Below are 19,158 nucleotides of genomic sequence, written 5' to 3'. Positions count from 1 at the left end.
CATCAGATGCCGAGCTTGGACGTGAAGTCCCCGCCCTCGAGGCGCTCCTTGACGGCGACCAGGAAGCGCGCCGCGTCGGCGCCGTCGACGATGCGGTGGTCGTACGACAGGGCCAGGTAGACCATGGACCGGATGGCGATGGACTCCGAACCGTCGGCCTTGATGACCACGGGGCGCTTGACGACGATGCCGGTGCCGAGGATGGCCACCTGCGGAAGGAAGACCACGGGGGTGTCGAACAGGGCGCCGCGCGATCCCGTGTTGGTGACGGTGAAGGTACCACCGGCCAGCTCGTCGGGCTTCAGCTTGTTGTCACGCGTGCGCTGCGCGAGGTCGGCGATCTGGCCGGCGATGCCCGCGAGGTCGAGGTCCGAGGCGTTCTTGATGACCGGCGTCAGCAGGCCGCGCTCCGTGTCGACCGCCATGGCCACGTGCTCGTGGTCGGGGTAGACGATCGAGTCACCGTCGACGGTGGCGTTCAGCTTCGGGTGCGCCTTGAGCGCCTCGGCGGCCGCCAGGGTGAAGAACGGCAGGAAGGACAGCTTGTTGCCGGTCTTCTCGAGGAAGGCACCCTTGTTGGCGTCGCGGAAGGCCGCGACCTTGGTGACGTCGACCTCGACCACGCTGGTGAGTTGGGCCATGGCCTGCATCGACTGGACCGCACGCTCGGCGACGACCTTGCGGAGGCGCGACATCGGAACGGTCGTGCCGCGCAACGGCGACACCTCGATCGGGGCGGGACCAGAGGAGGCCGGCGCCGAGGTCGTCGAGGTCGCGGCGGCTTCGGCGGCGGCGAGGACGTCCTCCTTGCGGATGCGACCGCCGACACCACTGCCGGTCAGGGTCGAGATGTCGACACCCTTCTCGTTCGCCAGCTTGCGGACGATCGGGGTGACGTAACCGACCGGCGCACCGCTGCTCGGGGCCGGCGTGGCGGGTGCCGACGTCTCGGACGATCCCGTGGCGGGTGACGGAGTCGGTGCCGACGGGGCCGGCTGCTCGCTGCTGGGCCGGGCGGCCTGGGGCTGTGCGGCGGAAGGCTGCTGGCCGGCGGCGTCCTGCTGTGCGCCGTCCTGCTGGGCGGCGGGCGCGGGGTCCACCGCGGGGGCGGGCTCGGGCGCGCTGGCGGCGGAGTCCTCACCCGGGGCAGGGGCAGCGGACGACGGGAGCTCGGGCTCCTCGGCCTCCGGCTCGGCGGGTGCCGAGGGTGCCTGTTCCGGCTCTGCGGCGGCTTCCGGTTCGTCCGCCGGCGACTCGGAGGCGCTGCCGTCTCCGATGCGGACGAGGGCCGTGCCCACCTCGACGGTCTCGTCCTCGGCGACGAGGATCTCCTCGATCACGCCGGCGACAGGCGAAGGGATCTCGGTGTCGACCTTGTCGGTCGAGACCTCGAGCAGCGGCTCGTCGACCTCGACGCGGTCACCGACGTTCTTCAACCAGCGGGTGACCGTACCCTCGGTGACACTCTCTCCGAGTGCCGGGAGGTTGACGGATTCGCTCATCTGTGGGGCTCCTTTGACGACATGTGTGTCTGTGGTTGCTGTGGTGGTGGTGCGGGCCCCTGCTGAGCAGGAGCGATGGTGCCAGGGATCTACATCGCGTGCAGCGGCTTGCCCGCGAGGGCCAGCATGGCTTCGCCGAGGGCTTCGTTCTGCGTGGGGTGCGCGTGGATCAGGGGAGCGACGTCCTCCGGGTAGGCCTCCCAGTTGACGGCGAGCTGTGCCTCACCGATCAGTTCGCCGACACGGGCGCCGATCATGTGCACGCCCACGACGGGACCGTCGACGACGCGGACCACCTTGACCGAGCCACTGGTCCCGATGATGTGGCTCTTGCCGTTGCCCGCGAGGTTGTAGTCGTAGCTGGTGACCTTGTCGGCGCCGTACTGGTCGGCGGCCTTGACCTCGGTCAGGCCGACCGATGCGACCTCGGGGTCGGAGTAGGTGACCTTGGGGATGTTCACGTCGGAGATCACCTGCGGCTTGAGGCCGGCGATCTCTTCCGCGACGAAAATGCCGTGCTGGAAGCTGCGGTGTGCGAGCTGCAGGCCGGGCACGATGTCGCCCAGGGCGTAGACGCCGGGGACGTTCGTCGCGAGACGTTCGTTCGTCAGGACGAAACCGCGGTCCATCGTGATGCCGACCTCTTCGTAGCCGAGACCGGCGGTCGAGGGGCCACGGCCGACGGCGACGAGCATGAGGTCGGCGTCGAACGTCTTGCCGTCCTCGAGGGTGACGACGACGCCGTCCTCGTTCTGCTCGACGCCCTTGAACCGGACGCCCAGCGAGAAGGCGATGCCGCGCTTGCGGAACGCGCGCTCGAACTGCTTCGAGATCGACTCCTCCTCGTTGGGGACGAGGTGCGGCAGGGCCTCGACGATGGTCACGTCGACGCCGAAGCTCTTCCAGACGCTGGCGAACTCGACGCCGATGACGCCGCCGCCGAGGATGACGACCTTGTTCGGCACGTGGTCGAGCGCGAGGGCGTGCTCGCTGGTGATGACCTTGCCGCCGATCTCGAGACCGGGGAGGCTACGCGAGTACGAACCCGTCGCGAGCACGACGTTCTTGGCCTTGAGCGTGGTCTCGCCGACCTGGACGGTCGAGGGTGACGTGAGCTTGCCCTCGCCCTCGACGGTCGTGATGCCGCGGGCCTTGACGAGCCCCTGGAGACCCTTGTACTTGCTGGCGACGATGCCCTCGCGGTACGAGGTCACGGCGGCGATGTCGATGCCGTGGAAGTCGGTGTTGACGCCGTACTTGGCGGATTCGCGCGACACGTCGGCCACCTCGGCCGAGTGCAACAGCGCCTTGGTGGGGATGCAACCTCGGTGGAGGCAGGTGCCCCCGACCTTGTCCTTCTCGACGAGTGCGACGCTCAGGCCCAACTCGCTCGCTCGCAGCGCTGCGGCGTATCCGCCGCTCCCGCCACCGAGCACCACCAGGTCAAAATTCTGTTCCGACACCCAGCAACTCCCTCGTGCGTCCGCGGTGCCCCGACGCCGAGGCGGGGCCGTCGCGGTGGCGACGACGCCCGTCCCCGAACCGACCGCACCGTTCGGCGGCGTCGTCGTGACGCGCGTCGGAGGATGCTCTCGGGGGACCGATCTCAGCGGGTTTCTCCCGCCCCCTCGACCCTACTACGCAGTAGAAAACTTGTCGGCCAGCTCGATCAGGGTACGGGCGGTCACGCCCGTCGAGCCCTTGGCCGTGTAGCCGTAGCCGCCGCCCTTGTTGTTGGACGGACCGGCGATGTCGAGGTGGGCCCAGGGGATCGGCGTCGTCGTGCCTTCCCGCGAGCCGACGAACTCGTTGAGGAAGACGCCGGCGAGCAGCATGCCTGCAGCCGTGTTGCCCGGGGTCGCGTTCACGAGGTCGGCTACGTCGGAGTTCAGGCGCGCGCGGAGTTCCGAGGCCAGCGGCATGCGCCAAAAGGTCTCGCCGGCCGTGTCGGCGAGCGACACGATCTCGGACGCGAGGTCGTCGTTGCCCATGACGCCGACGTAGCGCATGCCCAGGGCGACGACCTGGGCACCCGTGAGGGTGGCCACGTCGACGATGGCGTCGGGCTGCTCGTCGCTCGCCGCGACCAACCCGTCCGCCATGACCAGGCGGCCCTCGGCGTCGGTGTTCGTCACCTCGACGGTCGTGCCGCCCTTGATGGTGAGGACGTCGTCGGGTCGGATCGCGGTGCCGCTCGGCATGTTCTCGGCGATGCAGAGCCAGGCGGTCAGCCGCACGGGGAGGCGCAGCTTGGCCACGGCCACCGTCACGGCGAGGACCGTGGCGGCCCCCGTCATGTCGTCCTTCATGCCGAGCATGCTCCCGGCGGGCTTGAGGGACAACCCGCCCGTGTCGTACGTGATGCCCTTGCCGATCAGGGCGAGGTGCTTGGCGGCTCCGGCGGGGGAGTACTCGACCTTGACGAGTCGGGGACCGCGGCTCGAGCCCTGACCGACGCCGAGGATGCCGCCGTACCCGCCGTCACGGAGGCCCTCCTCGTCGAGCACGGTCACCGAGAGGGCGTCGTCCGACGCGTGCGCGACGGCGAAGTCGGCGAGTGCCTGGGGGTACATCTGCTGCGGGGGAGTCGTGGCGAGGTCACGGACGGTGTGCACCGCCTCGGCCACCACGGCGGCACGGTCGAGGACGGACTCCTGGACCTCCGTGGCCGTCGCGAGGGCGATGTCGCGAGCGTGTCGACGGGTGTCGGACGCCGAGGAGTGCCGGAACGCGTCGAACTCGTACGAGGCGATCGCGGCGCCCTCGAGGACGGCCAGTGCGTCGGCGGCGTCGCCCACGGGCAGGGCCAGGACGACCCGGTCGACGGCCGTGAGCTGACGGACGGCCGAGCCGGCGGCGTAGCGGAGGCTCTCGGTCGTGACGGTGTCGCCCAAGCCGACCAGCGCCACGATGGTGGCGGTGACGCCGGAAGCGGGGACCTTGACGAGTTCGTCCCGGGCGCCCGTGACACCGAGGGCGGCGAAGGACTCGGCGAGCCCCGGGACCTCGAGGGTCGGCTCGGGACCGTCGGCCCCCTTCACCACTCCGACGACGAGGACGTCGGCCTCGGCGGTGATCGGATCGGACGACAGGACGGAGAGGGTGGCGACGGTCATCCATCCATCGTATCCACCGTGGTGTTCGCTCTCGGCACGTGGTCGCGGGCCCTCCTGGCGACGACCGGTGCCTAGCATGGAGACCATGCACGACCCCGCAGCTCTCTACGACTTCACCCCCGACGCCGACGGCGTGCCCGAGGGTCTCCCGCTCGTCGCCGGACTCACCGGGTTCGCCGACGCGGGCTCGGCGGTGAGCCAGCTCGCGGAGTACGTCCTCGACACCCTCGACCACACCCTCGTGGCGACGTTCGACGCCGATGAGCTCCTCGACTACCGGGCCCGTCGCCCGACCTTCACGTTCGACCAGGACCACATCTCCGAGATCGAGCCGTCGACCCTCTCCCTCTACCTCGTCCACGACGACCTCGGTCAGCGGTTCCTCCTCCTGGCGGGCTTCGAACCCGACTTCCAGTGGCAGCGCTTCACCGCGGCCGTCGTGCAGCTCGTCGAGCGCTACCGCGTCTCGACCACGACCTGGGTGCACTCGATCCCGATGCCCGTGCCCCACACCCGTCCCATCGGCGTGACGGTCAGCGGCAACCGGTCCGACCTCGTCGAGGCGATGTCCGTCTGGAAGCCCGTGACCCAGGCCCCCGCCAACGCTCTGCACCTCGTCGAACACCGGCTCGGCGAGACGGGTCACCCCACGGCGGGCTTCGTCCTGCTCGTCCCGCACTACCTGGCCGACACCGAGTTCCCCGACGCCGCCGTGGCGGCACTGTCGAGCATCAGTGCCGCGACGGGTCTGATCTTCCCGACCGACCGCCTCCGCGAAGAGGGTCGTGACTTCATGGTCAAGGTCGACGAGCAGGTCGCCGGCAACCACGAGCTCTCCCGCCTGGTCGCCACGCTCGAGGAACGTCACGACACCTACATGCAGGGAAACCCGCTGCCGTCGCCGTTGACCGACCAGGACGGCCAGGTGCCCACGGCCGACGCGCTGGCGGCCGAACTCGAGAAGTTCCTCGCCACCCGGCGGGTCGACGGCGAGGGCGACGACCGCGCCTGACCGGCACCGCACCTCCCCGGTCCGTTCCGATCCGCGGACGCAGGAGGCGCGGGCCGGCGGCCGGCGCCCGGTCGGCTAGGGTCACGGGGTGAACTCCGCACGCGCCTGGCTCGTCTGGGGCGCCGCCGTCTTCGCGTACGTCGTCGCCGTCCTGCAGCGGTCGTCGCTCGGCGTGTCGGGCGTCGAGGCCCAGCAGCTCTTCGGCGTCTCCGCCTCCACCCTGTCGACCCTGGCCGTCGTCCAACTCGTCGTCTACGCCGGGCTGCAGATCCCGGTCGGCGTCCTGCTCGACCGGGTGGGGCCCAAGAGGCTCATCGTCGCAGGGGCCGTCCTGCTGGCGGCGGGCCAGCTGGTCGTGGCGCTCTCGCCCCCGACGATCGGCGTGGCCGTCGTGGGCCGCGTGCTCGTCGGCGCCGGCGACGCGATGACCTTCATCTCGGTGATCCGTCTGCTGCCCTCGTGGTTCCGTGGTCCGATCCTGCCCCAGGTGTCGCAGTGGACCGGCAACGTCGGACAACTGGGTCAGGTGCTGTCGGCCGTGCCGCTGTCGATCGTCCTGCACGGGGCGGGGTGGGGCCCGGCCTTCCTCAGCGCGGCGTCGTTGTCGGTCGTGGCCGCCGTGGTGGTGCTCCTGGTCGTCAAGGAGTCGCCGACCGGTCGCGTCCGCTCCGAGACGGTCGTCAGTTGGGCCGACGCGGGGCGACAGCTCGGACAGAGCGTCCGGCGTCCCGGGACCCGGCTGGGGTTCTGGTCGCACTTCGTGACGCAGTCGTCGGGCACGGTCTTCAGCCTGCTGTGGGGCGTTCCCCTGTTGGTGGGCGGTCTGGGCTTCTCGACCGCCGAGGCCTCGGGCATGCTCTCCCTCCTCGTGCTGTCGGGTGTCGTGGCGGGACCGGTCCTCGGGGTGCTGGTCGCCCGGTACCCGATGCGACGCTCCAACCTGGTCCTCGGCATCGTCACGGTGCTGGCCGTGGTCTGGACGACGCTGCTCGCGTGGCCGGGGACACCCCCGCACTGGCTCGCCTACGTGCTCGTGGTCGTGCTCGGAGTGGGCGGGCCCGGTTCCCTGATCGGCTTCGACTTCGCGCGGACCTTCAACCCGCTTCGCAGCCTCGGCGTGGCCAACGGGGTGGTCAACGTCGGTGGCTTCCTGGCGAGCTTCGTCATGATGTTCCTCATCGGCGTCGTGCTCGATCGACTCGATGCCGCCCGCATCGCCTCGGGCCAGCCGAGCGACCTCTTCGCGTTCGAGTCGTTCCGCATCGCGCTGCTCGTGCAGTACGTGGTGATCGGCGGTGGCGTGGTGGCTCTGCTCGTCGAGCGTCGGCGCACCCGCCGGGGCCTGCGGCTGGAGGAAGGAATAGAGGTGGCGCCTCTCTGGGTTGCCCTCAACAAGAGATGGCATGCCGCACGCACCCGGGCCCGGAGGGGACCGACCGCCTGAGGTCGCCCTTGTCGCTCGGCACCGGTCGGACGTGCAATAATGGGATACGGACCCGTTCATGTCCATCGATCGAGTTACCGCGTCGACGTCGTCGACGCGCATTTGATCGAGGACTTGACATGGGTCCTAGTACTGCCCGAATTCGGCCGACGCCCAGTGCCGGTCGACGTCCTCACCGGCGCACGTGAACGCGACGATCGCGTCCGGTCCGGAACGTACCGAGAACTGAAAGGTGTTCGCATGGCTACACGAAGCAAGGCGACCACGGCCCCCGACGAGGCCGTGACCGACGACACGGCCGTCGAGGCCGAGACCACGGCTCCTCCCGCCAAGAAGGTGCCGGCCAAGAGGGTTCCCGCCAAGAAGGCGGCGACGAAGGCTCCGGCCAAGACCGCCGCAGCCAAGAAGGCCGCCGCAGCCGAACCCGCCGACGACGAGGTCGACGCCGAGGCCGCGGTCGACCCGGCTGCCGCCGACGACGCGGACGGCGAGGGCGCCAAGCCCGTCCCCGAGATCCTCCCCACCGGCGCGCTCGTCATCTCTCAGGACGACGACGACGAGATGCCCGTCTACTCGACGACGATCACGGGTGCCACGGCCGACCCCGTCAAGGACTACCTGAAGCAGATCGGCAAGGTCGCCCTGCTGAACGCGGCCGAAGAGGTCGAGCTCGCCATGCGCATCGAGGCGGGTCTCTTCGCCGACGACAAGCTCGCGAACAGCACCGGCCTGAGCCGCGAGCTCGAGCGTGAGCTGCGCTGGGTGTCGCGCGACGGTCAGCGGGCCAAGAGCCACCTGCTCGGTGCCAACCTCCGACTCGTGGTCAGCCTCGCCAAGCGTTACACGGGCCGTGGCATGCAGTTCCTCGACCTGATCCAGGAGGGAAACCTCGGCCTGATCCGCGCCGTCGAGAAGTTCGACTACACCAAGGGCTTCAAGTTCTCCACCTACGCCACCTGGTGGATCCGTCAGGCCATCACGCGGGCCATGGCGGACCAGGCTCGCACCATCCGCATCCCGGTGCACATGGTCGAGGTCATCAACAAGCTCGCCCGTGTCCAGCGTCAGATGCTGCAAGACCTGGGACGCGAGCCCACGCCCGAGGAGCTCTCGCGTGAACTCGACATGACGCCCGAGAAGGTCGTCGAGGTCCAGAAGTACGGCCGCGAGCCCATCTCGCTCCACACGCCCCTGGGTGAGGACGGCGACAGCGAGTTCGGTGACCTCATCGAGGACACCGAGGCCGTCGTGCCGGCCGACGCCGTCGGGTTCACGATGCTGCAGAAACAGCTCGAATCGCTGCTCGACAGCCTGTCCGAGCGCGAGGCCGGTGTCATCCGCATGCGCTTCGGGCTCGGTGACGGCATGCCGAAGACCCTCGACCAGATCGGTGACACGTTCGGCGTGACGCGCGAGCGCATCCGCCAGATCGAGTCCAAGACGATGGCGAAACTCCGCCACCCGTCGCGTTCGCAGTCGCTCCGCGACTACCTCGAGTAGGCCCGTGCGTTACCTGGTCCCCGTGCTGGCCGGCCGTCTCGTCCGGGCGGTCGCCCGGTTGCGGGGTGGCGGGTCGGCGTACCCGGGGCAGACGGTCCTGAAGCTCGCGCCCGACTTCCTCACCCATGTGTCGTCCCAGTTCGATCGCGGCGTCGTGTTCGTGCTCGGGTCGAACGGCAAGTCGACGACCACGATGATGCTCACCGAGACGCTTCGTGCCCACGGGTTGAAGGTGTTCACGAACCCCACGGGTGCCAACCTCCCGCAGGGCATCGCGTCGGCCTTCCTCCGTGAGGTGACGCCCTTCGGTCGCGTCCGTGACGACATCGGGGTGATCGAGGTCGACGAGGCCTTCGCGGTCGAGTTGACGAAGTCCCTGCACCCCTCCACGGTGCTCATGCTCAACGTGCAGGTCGACCAGTTGTACCGGTTCTTCGAGACCGAGCGGGTCGGCACGATGATGACCGACACCGCCGCCGAGGCGACGGTCGCGGTCGTCACGAATCGCGACGACCAGCACCTCGGCCCCTACCAGCCGGTCGGTCGCCAGACGGTGACCCGGTTCGGCGCCTCGTCCGAGGTCGTCTCCGCGTCGCCCAACGGCCTGCAGAACGCTCACGACTTCAGCCGTGAGGCCGACTCCTCGTTGACCGCGGAGACCGAGGTGACCGCGCTCACGGGCACGGGTGCCACCATCACGGTCTCGGGCACTCCGATCGATGTCCGGCTGCCGGCCCGTGGTCTCCACTACGCGGTCGACGCGGCAGCGGCGCTCCAGACGGCCTCGGTCGTCCTGGGGCACCCGGTCGACCCGGCCGCCGTCCGGCGGGCGTTCGAGAGCATGAAGCCGGCCTACGGCCGTGGTGAGCGCATGTCCCTCGGCGCCGATGAAGCCGAGTTCATCATGTTCAAGAACGCGGCGAGCCTCCAGATGAACCTCGACGCACTCCCGCAGGGCGTCGAGCAGGTCATGTTGGCCATCGACGAGGGCACGCCCGACATCTCGTGGATCTACGACATCGACTTCTCGCACCTCGACCACGTCGACGTCCTCGCCGGCGCTAAGGCCTGGCAGTTGGCCTTGAGGCTCGAACACGAGGGCATCCCGGTCCACGTGATCGAAGAAGACATCTCGAAGGCCATCCGTCTGATGCGAGCGCTTCCGTCCCCGAGCGACAAGACCAAGCACTTCGTGACGAACTACGAGCAGATGATGCTGGCCCGTCGCATCCTCGGCCACCCCGACCTGGAGAAGACCGCGTGAGCGACGACGTCCTCCGAATCGTCCACCTCTACCCGGAAGAGCTCGGCGTGAGCGGCGATCGAGGCAACGTGACGTCGCTCTCGGTGCGCGCGCACCGAGCCGGGGTCGACAGCCGCGTGCTCGAGTACCGCGTGGGCGACGACGTGCCGACCGTGGCCGACGTGGTCGTCGTGGGGCACGGCCCCCTGTCCGGCGTGCGAGCCGTCGCCGCCGACGCTCGCCGCCTCGCGCCGGCGCTCGAGTCGTTCGCGGCGTCCGGTGTGCCGGTCGTGGCGGTGGGGGGCGGTCTCGAGCTCCTCAGCCGCGGCGTCGAGGACGTCGACGGGGCGACGGTCGAGGGTGTCGGCTTCTTCGACGCCGTGGTCCGCCGCGGGGCTCCGCGACGGACGAACTACCTGCAGGTGAGCACCGACTACCAGGGCGACGAGGTCACCCTCTTCGGTTTCGAGGATCATGCCGCTCATCTCGAACTCGGGGCGGAGGCGGAGCCCTTCGGGACCGTCGTCCACGGAGGCGGCAACGGAGACGGTCGCGAGGGCGTCCGACGCGGGGTCTCTTTCGGCACGCAGCTGAAGGGCCCGGTCCTGCCGCTCAACCCCGTCCTCACCGACCGGGTGCTCCGCGTCGCCCTGAGCCGCCGGATGATCTCCTACTCGTCAGGCTCCGGGCACGCGAAGCTGGACGAGTACGCCGCCGCGTCGCAGAAGGTGATCGCCGACAACCTCGAGCGTTCTTTCAAGGCCATGTGACGACGTCGGTCCGCAGAGACGACGAAGGCCCCGCATCGATCGGATGCGGGGCCTTCGTCGTACCGCCAACCCGGGCTGTGGTCCGGGTGGCGCGGCGTCTCAGTGGGCGAGGAGCTTCGAACTCTCGTCGAGCCACTCGATGGCGGTGGGCTGCAGCTTGTCCTTGAACTTCGCGCCGTGGTGGGCGCAGAAGAGCAGTTCGCCGGTGGCCATGGTCGCGCGGATGTAGGCCTGGGCCCCGCAGCTGTCGCAGCGGTCCGCGGCGCTCAACTGGTAACGGGAGCCGAGCTCGTCGACGGCGGTCTGGTCGGTGGCCATCTGAGTCATGTGATGCTCCTCCTGACGGTGGTGCGGTGGGTGAGACACTCATCAAAACACGCCGACGTCGGTATCGCGTGCCATCGGCACCGGATTTCGCTCATCGCGTAGCGGCGAGGGGCCGGTCGAGTGTCGGGACTGCCGTGTCGGCGGCCCTCGGTAGGCTGTAACGCGGTCACCGCCTCCCCGCATTCCCGTCGTCGAGAGATGGCGGCGGGCCCTTCAGGAGAACAATGCCCCCCACCTCGTCCGCACCCGCCTCCGACTACTCGGCTCGGCACCTCTCGGTGCTCGAAGGCCTTGAGGCCGTGCGCAAACGCCCCGGCATGTACATCGGGTCGACCGACTCCCGGGGCCTGATGCACTGTCTGTGGGAGATCATCGACAACTCGGTCGACGAGGCGCTGGGCGGGCACGGCGACACCATCGACGTCGTGCTGCACTCCGACGACAGCGTCGAGGTCCGCGACAGCGGACGCGGGGTGCCCGTCGACATCGAACCCAAGACGGGTCTGAGCGGTGTCGAGGTCGTGTTCACGAAGCTCCACGCCGGCGGGAAGTTCGGCGGGGGGTCCTACACGTCGTCCGGCGGCCTCCACGGCGTCGGTGCCTCCGTCGTCAACGCACTGTCCGAGAGGCTCGACGTCGAGGTCGACCGGGGCGGCAAGACGTACGCCATGTCGTTCCGACGCGGTGAACCCGGCACCTTCGAGGACGTCGACGAACCCACCCCCGATTCACCGTTCACCCCCTTCGTGTCCGGCAGCGTGCTCCGAGAAGTGGGCAAGACCAAGCGTGGCGTCACCGGCACCCGGGTGCGTTACTGGGCCGATCGCCAGATCTTCACCCGAGGGGCCTCGTTCCAGACGGATGAGCTGTCGGCCAGGGCCCGGCAGACGGCCTTCCTCATCCCAGGGCTGACGTTGACCCTGCGCGACGAACGCGTGGGTTCCCTCACGGACGGCGGCTTCCCGCTCGAGAGCACCTTCCGCTTCGACGGGGGCATCAGCGAATACGTCGAGTTCCTCGCCCCCGACACCGCCGTGACCGACACGTGGCGTCTGGCCGGGTCGGGCACCTACACCGAGACGGTGCCCGTGCTGACGGACGGTGGTGCCATGATCGCCACCGAACTCGAACGCCAGTGCGACGTCGACATCGCCCTGCGCTGGGGCGGAGGGTACGAGACGGTCTTCCGCAGCTACGTCAACATCATCGCGACGCCGAAGGGCGGATCGCACCAGACCGGCTTCGAGGCCGGGCTGCTCAAGTTCGTGCGGCAGCAGGTCGAGGCCAACGCCCGTCGCCTCAAGGTGGGCAACGACAAGATCGAGAAGGACGACGTCCTGGCCGGTCTGACGGCGGTCCTCACGGTGCGCCTGCCCGAGCCACAATTCGAGGGCCAGACGAAAGAGATCCTGGGCACGCCGGCCGTCCGCGCGATCGTCGCGAACGTCGTGGCGAACGAGCTGGGCGCGTTGTTCACGTCGACCCGGCGAGAAGACAAGGCGCAGACCGCCCTCGTGCTCGACAAGGTCGTCGCCGAGATGAAGACCCGCATCGCCGCACGGGCGCACAAAGAGACCCAGCGTCGCAAGAACGCCCTGGAGAACTCGACCCTGCCGGCCAAACTGGTCGACTGCCGGTCGAACGACGTGGCGAACAGCGAGCTGTTCATCGTCGAAGGGGACTCCGCGCTGGGCACGGCCAAGGTCGCCCGGAACAGCGAGTTCCAGGCACTCCTGCCCATCCGCGGCAAGATCCTCAACGTGCAGAAGGCCTCGGTCAGCGACATGCTCTCGAACCTCGAGTGCGCCTCCATCATCCAGGTGCTGGGAGCCGGGTCAGGACGGTCCTTCGATCTCGAGGCGGCCCGCTACGGCAAGGTCATCATCATGAGCGACGCCGACGTGGACGGTGCCCACATCCGGACGCTGCTGCTCACGCTGTTCTTCCGGTACATGAGACCGATGATCGAGGCCGGTCGCGTCTTCGCAGCCGTCCCCCCTCTGCACCGCGTGGTCGTGATGCACCCCGGCAGCAAGCCGAACGAGACGATCTACACGTACTCCGAGAAAGAGCTGCACGGTGTCCTCGCAGGGCTCAAACGCACGAACAAGAAGTTCCAGGACCCCATCCAGCGGTACAAGGGACTCGGCGAGATGGACGCCGAACAGCTCCGCACCACGACGATGGAACGCCAGAACCGCATGCTGCGGCGGGTCAAGGTCGACGACGCCGAGAACGCCGCCCGCGTCTTCGAACTGCTGATGGGCAACGACGTGGCTCCTCGCAAGGAGTTCATCATCGACGGCGCCGGTCTCAGCCGGGACCGCATCGACGTCTGAGTCCTGAGCAGGCCGTCACCGAGAACGAGGATTCCCTGTCTCGACGTCGAGGACGCCGTCTCGGTCGCTCCGTCGAGGGGTCACTCGTCCGGTTCGGCACCCGCCTCGAGGCCGGTGGCCGAATCGGCGATGTGTGCCACCGAGGCGCCGACCGAGCCCACGGGCGCGTCCAGGGGCGTGCCCGATCCGTCACGGCGTGAGAGCTCGGCGGGCAGAGTGCGGACCGAACCGTCCGGCCCGACCGCCTGAGCGGGAGCCGGGCCGACCCAGGCCAGCGACAGGGCGTCCTCGCCCTTCAGCAACGAGTGGGACCGGACGCCGCCCGTGGCACGCCCCTTGCCCGGATACTCGTCGAACGCGCTGAGCTTGGCACGTCCGGGGTCGGTGCCGGCGATCGTCGAGTTGCTCGACGAGACCGTCGCGACGACGGCCTCGCGACCCGCGGGCACGGCACCGAAGAAGATCACGGTCGCGTCGTCCGGAAGGTTGATGCCGGCCACCCCGCCACCCGCGGGCCCCTGCGGCCGGACGGCGGAGGCGGTGAACCGGAGCAACTGCGTGGCGGACGTGACGAAGACGAGTTCGTCCTCGTCGACCCCTTGGGCGACGCCGACGACCTGGTCGCCCTTCTTCAGCGTGATGACCGGGAAGTCGGGTCGGGCGGGGTACTGGCCGGTCGCGACCCGTTTGACGACCCCACGGGCCGTGCCGAGCGCGATGCTCCGGTCGGCGGTCAGCGAGACGAGCCCGAGCACGCGCTCCTTCTTGTCGACCACGCCGATGTAGTCCCGGATGGGCACCCCCGCACCCAGCTGGACGGACGTGGGCGGCACGGACGGGAGGTCGACGGGGGTGAACCGGACGAGGCGGCCGAGGTTCGTCACGGCGCCGATCTCGGTCCGCGTCGTCGTGTCGATCGACGAGAGGACGGCATCGTGCTTCGTGCGTCGGGTCGGGGGAGTGGGGGCAGCGGAGTCGGGGTCGAGGTGGTCCACCCGCAGGACGCGGCCCGTCGTCGAGAGGAACACCCGGGTCGGGGTGTCGGCGATCTCGAGCACCGGGGCCGACCTGCTACCGCGACCGGTCGTCGCGACGCTCGCCTTGGCCTCCGTGAGCAGGGTCCGACGCGGCGTGCCGAACTGCTCGGCGATCTCGCCGAGCTCGCTGGACACGAGGGCCCTGAGGCGGGCAGGATCGGCCAGCAGGTCCTTGAGGTCGGCGATGGCCGCGAGCAGCTCGTCGCGTTCGGCTTCGAGTTCGATGCGGCTGAACTTGGTGAGACGGCGCAGCTGCAGGTCGAGGATGTACTCGGCCTGGATCTCGCTGAGGTCGAAGACCTCGCGCAGGCGTGCCCGGGCGGCAGGCGTGTCGTCGCTCGTCCGGATCACCTGGATGACCTCGTCGATGTCGACGATGGCGACGAGGAGGCCCTCGACGAGATGGAGGCGGTCCTCTTTCTTGGCCAGCCGGTAGCGGCTGCGACGCGTGACGACCGAGAGGCGGTGCGCGACGTAGACCTCGAGCATCTCCTTCAGGCCGAGGGTCCGCGGCTGCCCCTCGACCAGGGCGACGTTGTTGATGCTGAAGCCGTCTTCGAGCGGGGTGTAGCGATAGAGCTGCTCGAGGACCGCCTCGGGGCTGAAACCCGTCTTGATGCCGATCACGAGACGGAGACCGTGCTTGTGGTCGGTCAGGTCGGTGACGTCCGTGATGCCGGTGAGCTTCTTCGCCTGCACCCCGTCCTTGATCTTCTCGATCACCTTCTCGGGCCCCACGAGGTACGGCAGCTCGGTGACCACGAGGCCGTTCTTCCGTGCGGTGATGCTCTCGACGCCGACCCGCGCCCGGGTCTTGAAGCTGCCCCGACCCGTGGCGTAGGCGTCGCGGACCCCGGCCAGCCCGGCGATCGTGCCGCCGGTCGGCAGGTCGGGGCCCGGCACGAACGCCATCAGGTCGTCCAGGCTGGCGTCGGGGTGGTCGATCAGGTGCCGGGCGGCGCCGACGACCTCGACGAGGTTGTGGGGCGCCATGTTGGTCGCCATGCCCACCGCGATGCCGCTCGCACCGTTCACGAGCAGGTTCGGGAAGGCCGCCGGAAGCACCTCGGGCTGCATCAACTGGTTGTCGTAGTTGGGGACGAAGTCGACGACGTCCTCGCCGAGTCCCTGGGTCATGGCCAACGACGCCTCGGCGAGACGAGCCTCGGTGTACCGCGGTGCGGCGGGCCCGTCGTCGAGCGAGCCGAAGTTGCCGTGCCCGTCGATGAGCGGCACCCGCATGGTGAACGGTTGCGCCTGACGGACCATGGCATCGTAGATCGCGGTGTCGCCGTGCGGGTGGAGCTTGCCCATGACCTCACCGACGACGCGCGCGCTCTTGACGTGGCCCCTGTCGGGCCGGAGGCCCATCTCGGACATCTGGTAGAGGATGCGACGCTGGACGGGCTTGAGGCCGTCCCGGGCGTCGGGCAGCGCTCGGGAGTAGATGACCGAGTACGCGTACTCGAGGAACGACCCCTGCATCTCGAGCGAGACGTCGATGTCCTCGATGCGTTCGCCGTGGTCGGAGCTGCTCGTGTTCTCGGTGGTGGTCATGCACTTCTCACGGATCGGGGTGGACGGGGCACCCGATCGTCGCTGTGCCAGACTGGGGCCGGTGTCCTCCATCGTACCGGCGCGCCCCCGCGGGGCCGTGAGCCTGGCCGACGTGGTGCCCTCGACTCTCGCGTCCCTGCGGGGCGAACCGAACGCGCTCCGCCTGCCCGCCGCGCGGGCCGCGGTGGTCGTCCTGGTGGACGGTCTCGGCCAGGCGGCCCTCGGTGCCCGTCGGGGCCACGCCCGGACGTTGTCGGGAGTGAAGGGCAGCCTGTGGTCCGGGTGGCCCACGACCACCGCCGCGGCGCTCACGACGCTGACGACCGGGGCGCTCCCCGGCGAGCACGGCCTCGTCGGCTACTCGGCTCTCGACCCCGAGAACGATCGGGTGGTGAAGCAGCTCTCGGGGTGGGACGATCGCATGCGGCCCGACGAGTGGCAGCGGCGTCCCACGTTGTTCGAGACGGCCACCGACGTGGAGTCCCACGCCGTCGGCCCCAAGCGCTACCGCTCGTCAGGCCTGACCGAGGCCATCCTCCGGGGCGCCACCTACGACGTGGCGGAGAGCGTGGCCGACCGCTTCGAGACCGCGGCGACGCTCGTCGACTCGACCCGCGCCTCCTTGGTGTACCTCTACGTCCCCGAGCTCGACATGATCGCTCACCGTGCCGGCTGGGAATCGGACGAATGGATCGACGCCCTCGAAGGCGTCGACGGCGAGGTCCGGAGGCTGGAGGCCTCGGTCGCGCCCGACGTCGGGGTGATCGTCACGGCCGACCACGGCATCGTCGACGTGGCCGAACGGAGGCGCATCGTCTTCGGGGGCATGCCCGCCCTGGTCGACGGGGTGAGGCACGTGGCGGGGGAGCCCCGGTGCCTGCAACTGCACCTCGAGCCCGACGCCGACGACGGCCGCCGGGGTGCGGTGCTCGACGCGTGGCGAGCAGCCGAAGGCGACCGAGCCTGGGTGTTGACCCGGTCGGAGGCCGTCGACGCCGGTTGGTTCGGGACCGTGGACCCGGCGGTCCTGCCCCGCATCGGCGACGTGATCATCGCCGCCCGGCGGGGCGTCGCCTACTACGACGGACGAGATCGCGGTGGTGCTCCGGGAACCATGGTCGGTCACCACGGATCCTGGTCCGACGACGAGACGCTCGTGCCCCTGAGGACGTTCGGCGCCTACCGGCGGTGATTGTTGCCGCCGGGGCGGGCCAGGAGGGTCAGGCGGGGTCGTCGTCCGTGCGCGCTCCGAAGACGATCTCGTCCCAGCTCGGCATCGAGGTGCGCCCCCGCGCCTTCTTCGTCGACTGGGCCGCGCTGGGCATCTCGCGTCGGCCAGCGCGTCCCCGGCTGCCCCGGATGCCCGTGGGCTGGACCGGTGCGTCACCCGCCGGGGCGTCACCTCGGGTCGACCGGTCGGGCAGCACGGGTGTGGGTTTGGTGGCCCCTTCGGGCAGGTCGAAGTCGTCCAGGGGGACGTCGATCACGCGGATCGCCCCGGTGGCCTGGTGGTCCGGGCGCCCGTCGTCGTCGGAGAACCGGGCGGCCTCGCGTTCTCCGCGTCGGCGTCGCAGCGCCTCGAGGAGGTCCGCGGTCTGGTCGTGCCCGCTCTCGTCGTCGGGTGCCCGGTTGGCGGCGGCGAAGGAGGCGGTGCTGCGGACGCCGGGACGCAACCGGTCGGTCGCGGTCTCGGCCGGCAGTTCGACCGCGTCGGCCTGCTCGACCAGGAAGGCGCCGCTGTCGAAACGGCCCGAGGTGTCGTCGTGGCGCGGCTCACGGGAGACGGCCCGGAGACGAGGGACGAGTGGACCGACGTCCTCGCCGTGCTGCGAGAGGCGATGGGCGTCGCCGCCGAGGGGGGCGAGGACCGACTTCTTCGGGTCGAAGCGCCACGTCGCGTCGCGCTCGACCTCGTGCGTGACGAAGGCCAGGTGGACCACCCAGCCGTGCTCGGCGTCCTTGTAGGCGCTCCAGTCGCGCTGGGAGGTCTCGGCACCGTCCAGTCGCTCGTCGATGACGACTCCGAAGGTGGTCGCCTGCACACCGGACGCCGCGTCGTCGTCGACGGACACCGGGACGGCCCTGGCGCTCTCGAGCACGAAGGCGCGCTCGGCGAGGACCGGCCCTTCGAACCGGTGCACGTAGTCGAGGTCGGCGCCGGTCAGGTCGGACACCTGCTGAGGGGTCTTGCCCGCCCGGACCAGGGCCTGGATCTCACGGGGCGGTGCCTTCCGTTCGACCGGGGCGTCACCGGGGCTGGCCGCCCTCAGCTGGGAGTGGAGGGTGTGGGTGACGGGAAGGCGGTACTCGCCACCGGCGTCGGTGGCGACGAGCAGAGCTCCGCTCTGGACGCCTATGACCCTGAGATCCTGCATTTTCCACGCCTTTCACCGTCGTGATCCGGTGCCAAGAGTCGCACGTCGGCGGCCGTTCTCACGGGAATACGACGGGCGTGCCGTCAGTTCTTCCGAGGCGGCTGAAAGGCCGTGGGAACTGGTTTGCTATTCGACAACGAGTGATGCAAACTGCACCCGCCGAATCGGGCACACGAATCACCGAAGAACTGGATGGGCATGGCCACCGACTACGACGCACCTCGCAAGAACGACGACGACGGCTCGGAGTCGATCGAGGGGCTCAAAGAGAGGGTCCCCGACAAGATGACCGGCGTCGTCGACGACGACGCCGACAACCCGGGCTCGTTCGAGCTCGCCGGGCAGGACCTCTCGGACCTCGACCTCGACGTCGTCGTCCTCCCCCCGCAGGTCGACGAGTTCACCTGTGTCGAGTGCTTCCTTGTCAAGCACCGTTCGCAGCTCGACCACGAGACCAAGCTGGGCGCTATCTGCCGGGAGTGCGCCGCCTGATCGCCTCCAACCGTCGCACGACCTCGTCGGGTCGACGGGTCGACACCAACCAGTAGGGCGCCGGGTCGTCGAGGTCCGTCAACGAGATCTTGACCACCGGTCGCACCCACCCCCGGAAGAGGGTCCAGGCTCGCGCGTCGAGCCGGGGCCCTCTTTCTCGTGTCGCGTCGGCGCCGGTGAACCCCTCGGCGTCACCGATCTCGTGGGCGAACAGACGGGCCCGCCCCGCGGTGAAGCCCTCGTCGTCGATCGTCAGCACGGGCGAGGTCAGGACGAGCAGGACGACGGCCGCCGCGTAGAACACGACGGCCATCACCACGCCGACCGTCGAGTTGATCGGCAGGAAGACCAGGAGGGTGGCGGGGACGAGGAGCGCGCAGGCCACGAAGACGGAGAGCGGCGGGAGCAGGCGCTCACGGTAGGGGTTCATGACGTCCATTCGAC

At 69.5% G+C, this 19,158-nt stretch carries 15 protein-coding genes; 8 read left to right on the top strand and 7 right to left on the bottom strand.

Annotated features, from left to right (window positions below):
- Positions 1-2 precede the first annotated feature (2 nt).
- From sucB to ACVJ1F_RS01495, 3 genes are all read right to left on the bottom strand, one after another.
- A complete protein-coding gene (sucB, locus tag ACVJ1F_RS01505) occupies positions 3-1,502 on the bottom strand; it encodes a 2-oxoglutarate dehydrogenase, E2 component, dihydrolipoamide succinyltransferase (RefSeq protein WP_456884281.1) in 1,500 nt (499 codons plus the stop codon).
- Between the two features lie 89 nt (positions 1,503-1,591).
- Entirely contained in the window at positions 1,592-2,965 is a 1,374-nt protein-coding gene (lpdA, locus tag ACVJ1F_RS01500; RefSeq protein ID WP_456884280.1) for a dihydrolipoyl dehydrogenase, read from the bottom strand.
- 174 nt (positions 2,966-3,139) lie between these two features.
- Positions 3,140-4,618, bottom strand: a complete 1,479-nt coding sequence (locus tag ACVJ1F_RS01495; protein WP_456884278.1) for a leucyl aminopeptidase — start codon at positions 4,616-4,618, stop codon at positions 3,140-3,142.
- Between the two features lie 85 nt (positions 4,619-4,703).
- On the opposite strand from ACVJ1F_RS01495, the gene ACVJ1F_RS01490 reads away from it, so the two are divergent.
- The 5 genes from ACVJ1F_RS01490 (at position 4,704) to ACVJ1F_RS01470 (ending at position 10,587) form a co-directional block, all read left to right on the top strand.
- Positions 4,704-5,630 (top strand): proteasome assembly chaperone family protein, encoded by a 927-nt coding sequence (locus ACVJ1F_RS01490; protein WP_056047489.1) that lies wholly within the window; start codon positions 4,704-4,706, stop codon positions 5,628-5,630.
- An 88-nt stretch (positions 5,631-5,718) separates the two neighbouring features.
- Positions 5,719-7,074 (top strand): MFS transporter, encoded by a 1,356-nt coding sequence (locus ACVJ1F_RS01485; protein WP_402751670.1) that lies wholly within the window; start codon positions 5,719-5,721, stop codon positions 7,072-7,074.
- Between the two features lie 240 nt (positions 7,075-7,314).
- Positions 7,315-8,574 (top strand): RNA polymerase sigma factor, encoded by a 1,260-nt coding sequence (locus ACVJ1F_RS01480; RefSeq protein WP_456884276.1) that lies wholly within the window; start codon positions 7,315-7,317, stop codon positions 8,572-8,574.
- 4 nt (positions 8,575-8,578) lie between these two features.
- Entirely contained in the window at positions 8,579-9,838 is a 1,260-nt protein-coding gene (locus ACVJ1F_RS01475) for a MurT ligase domain-containing protein (protein WP_285063517.1), read from the top strand.
- Positions 9,835-10,587 carry a type 1 glutamine amidotransferase gene (locus ACVJ1F_RS01470; RefSeq protein WP_456884275.1) on the top strand — a complete coding sequence of 251 codons (753 nt, stop codon included), beginning with the start codon at positions 9,835-9,837 and terminating at the stop codon, positions 10,585-10,587. The genes ACVJ1F_RS01475 and ACVJ1F_RS01470 overlap by 4 nt, the downstream gene beginning before the upstream one ends.
- A 99-nt stretch (positions 10,588-10,686) precedes the next feature.
- Here ACVJ1F_RS01470 and ACVJ1F_RS01465 read toward each other — a convergent pair whose 3' ends face one another.
- Positions 10,687-10,914 (bottom strand): DUF7455 domain-containing protein, encoded by a 228-nt coding sequence (locus ACVJ1F_RS01465; RefSeq protein WP_277960265.1) that lies wholly within the window; start codon positions 10,912-10,914, stop codon positions 10,687-10,689.
- A gap of 224 nt (positions 10,915-11,138) precedes the next feature.
- On the opposite strand from ACVJ1F_RS01465, the gene ACVJ1F_RS01460 reads away from it, so the two are divergent.
- A complete protein-coding gene (locus tag ACVJ1F_RS01460; RefSeq protein ID WP_456884273.1) occupies positions 11,139-13,253 on the top strand; it encodes a DNA gyrase/topoisomerase IV subunit B in 2,115 nt (704 codons plus the stop codon).
- A gap of 80 nt (positions 13,254-13,333) precedes the next feature.
- On the opposite strand, the gene ACVJ1F_RS01455 is transcribed toward ACVJ1F_RS01460, so the two are convergent.
- Entirely contained in the window at positions 13,334-15,847 is a 2,514-nt protein-coding gene (locus ACVJ1F_RS01455; protein ID WP_456884271.1) for a DNA gyrase/topoisomerase IV subunit A, read from the bottom strand.
- A gap of 61 nt (positions 15,848-15,908) precedes the next feature.
- On the opposite strand from ACVJ1F_RS01455, the gene ACVJ1F_RS01450 reads away from it, so the two are divergent.
- A complete protein-coding gene (locus tag ACVJ1F_RS01450; protein WP_456884270.1) occupies positions 15,909-17,039 on the top strand; it encodes an alkaline phosphatase family protein in 1,131 nt (376 codons plus the stop codon).
- A 28-nt stretch (positions 17,040-17,067) separates the two neighbouring features.
- Here ACVJ1F_RS01450 and sepH read toward each other — a convergent pair whose 3' ends face one another.
- Positions 17,068-18,222 (bottom strand): septation protein SepH, encoded by a 1,155-nt coding sequence (gene sepH, locus ACVJ1F_RS01445; protein WP_456884268.1) that lies wholly within the window; start codon positions 18,220-18,222, stop codon positions 17,068-17,070.
- 198 nt (positions 18,223-18,420) lie between these two features.
- Here sepH and ACVJ1F_RS01440 point away from each other — a divergent pair, with 198 nt between their 5' ends.
- Positions 18,421-18,714, top strand: coding sequence for a DUF4193 domain-containing protein (locus tag ACVJ1F_RS01440; protein ID WP_043592858.1), 294 nt, complete (start codon positions 18,421-18,423; stop codon positions 18,712-18,714).
- On the opposite strand, the gene ACVJ1F_RS01435 is transcribed toward ACVJ1F_RS01440, so the two are convergent.
- Positions 18,689-19,144 (bottom strand): DUF3093 domain-containing protein, encoded by a 456-nt coding sequence (locus tag ACVJ1F_RS01435; protein ID WP_200412667.1) that lies wholly within the window; start codon positions 19,142-19,144, stop codon positions 18,689-18,691. The two genes, ACVJ1F_RS01440 and ACVJ1F_RS01435, sit on opposite strands and share 26 nt — an antisense overlap.
- Positions 19,145-19,158 lie beyond the last annotated feature (14 nt).

The sequence above is a fragment of the Frigoribacterium sp. 2355 genome (assembly GCF_054060695.1).
This window is presented reverse-complemented; position numbering and strand designations above follow the sequence as displayed.

Coding starts and splice junctions, on each gene's coding strand:
- ACVJ1F_RS01455 (WP_456884271.1), bottom strand. CDS start 15,847: ATGACCACCACCGAGAACACGAGCAGCTCCGACCACGGCGAACGCATC.
- ACVJ1F_RS01440 (WP_043592858.1), top strand. CDS start 18,421: ATGGCCACCGACTACGACGCACCTCGCAAGAACGACGACGACGGCTCG.
- ACVJ1F_RS01435 (WP_200412667.1), bottom strand. CDS start 19,144: ATGAACCCCTACCGTGAGCGCCTGCTCCCGCCGCTCTCCGTCTTCGTG.
- sucB (WP_456884281.1), bottom strand. CDS start 1,502: ATGAGCGAATCCGTCAACCTCCCGGCACTCGGAGAGAGTGTCACCGAG.
- ACVJ1F_RS01480 (WP_456884276.1), top strand. CDS start 7,315: ATGGCTACACGAAGCAAGGCGACCACGGCCCCCGACGAGGCCGTGACC.
- ACVJ1F_RS01460 (WP_456884273.1), top strand. CDS start 11,139: ATGCCCCCCACCTCGTCCGCACCCGCCTCCGACTACTCGGCTCGGCAC.
- ACVJ1F_RS01465 (WP_277960265.1), bottom strand. CDS start 10,914: ATGACTCAGATGGCCACCGACCAGACCGCCGTCGACGAGCTCGGCTCC.
- sepH (WP_456884268.1), bottom strand. CDS start 18,222: ATGCAGGATCTCAGGGTCATAGGCGTCCAGAGCGGAGCTCTGCTCGTC.
- ACVJ1F_RS01495 (WP_456884278.1), bottom strand. CDS start 4,618: ATGACCGTCGCCACCCTCTCCGTCCTGTCGTCCGATCCGATCACCGCC.
- ACVJ1F_RS01490 (WP_056047489.1), top strand. CDS start 4,704: ATGCACGACCCCGCAGCTCTCTACGACTTCACCCCCGACGCCGACGGC.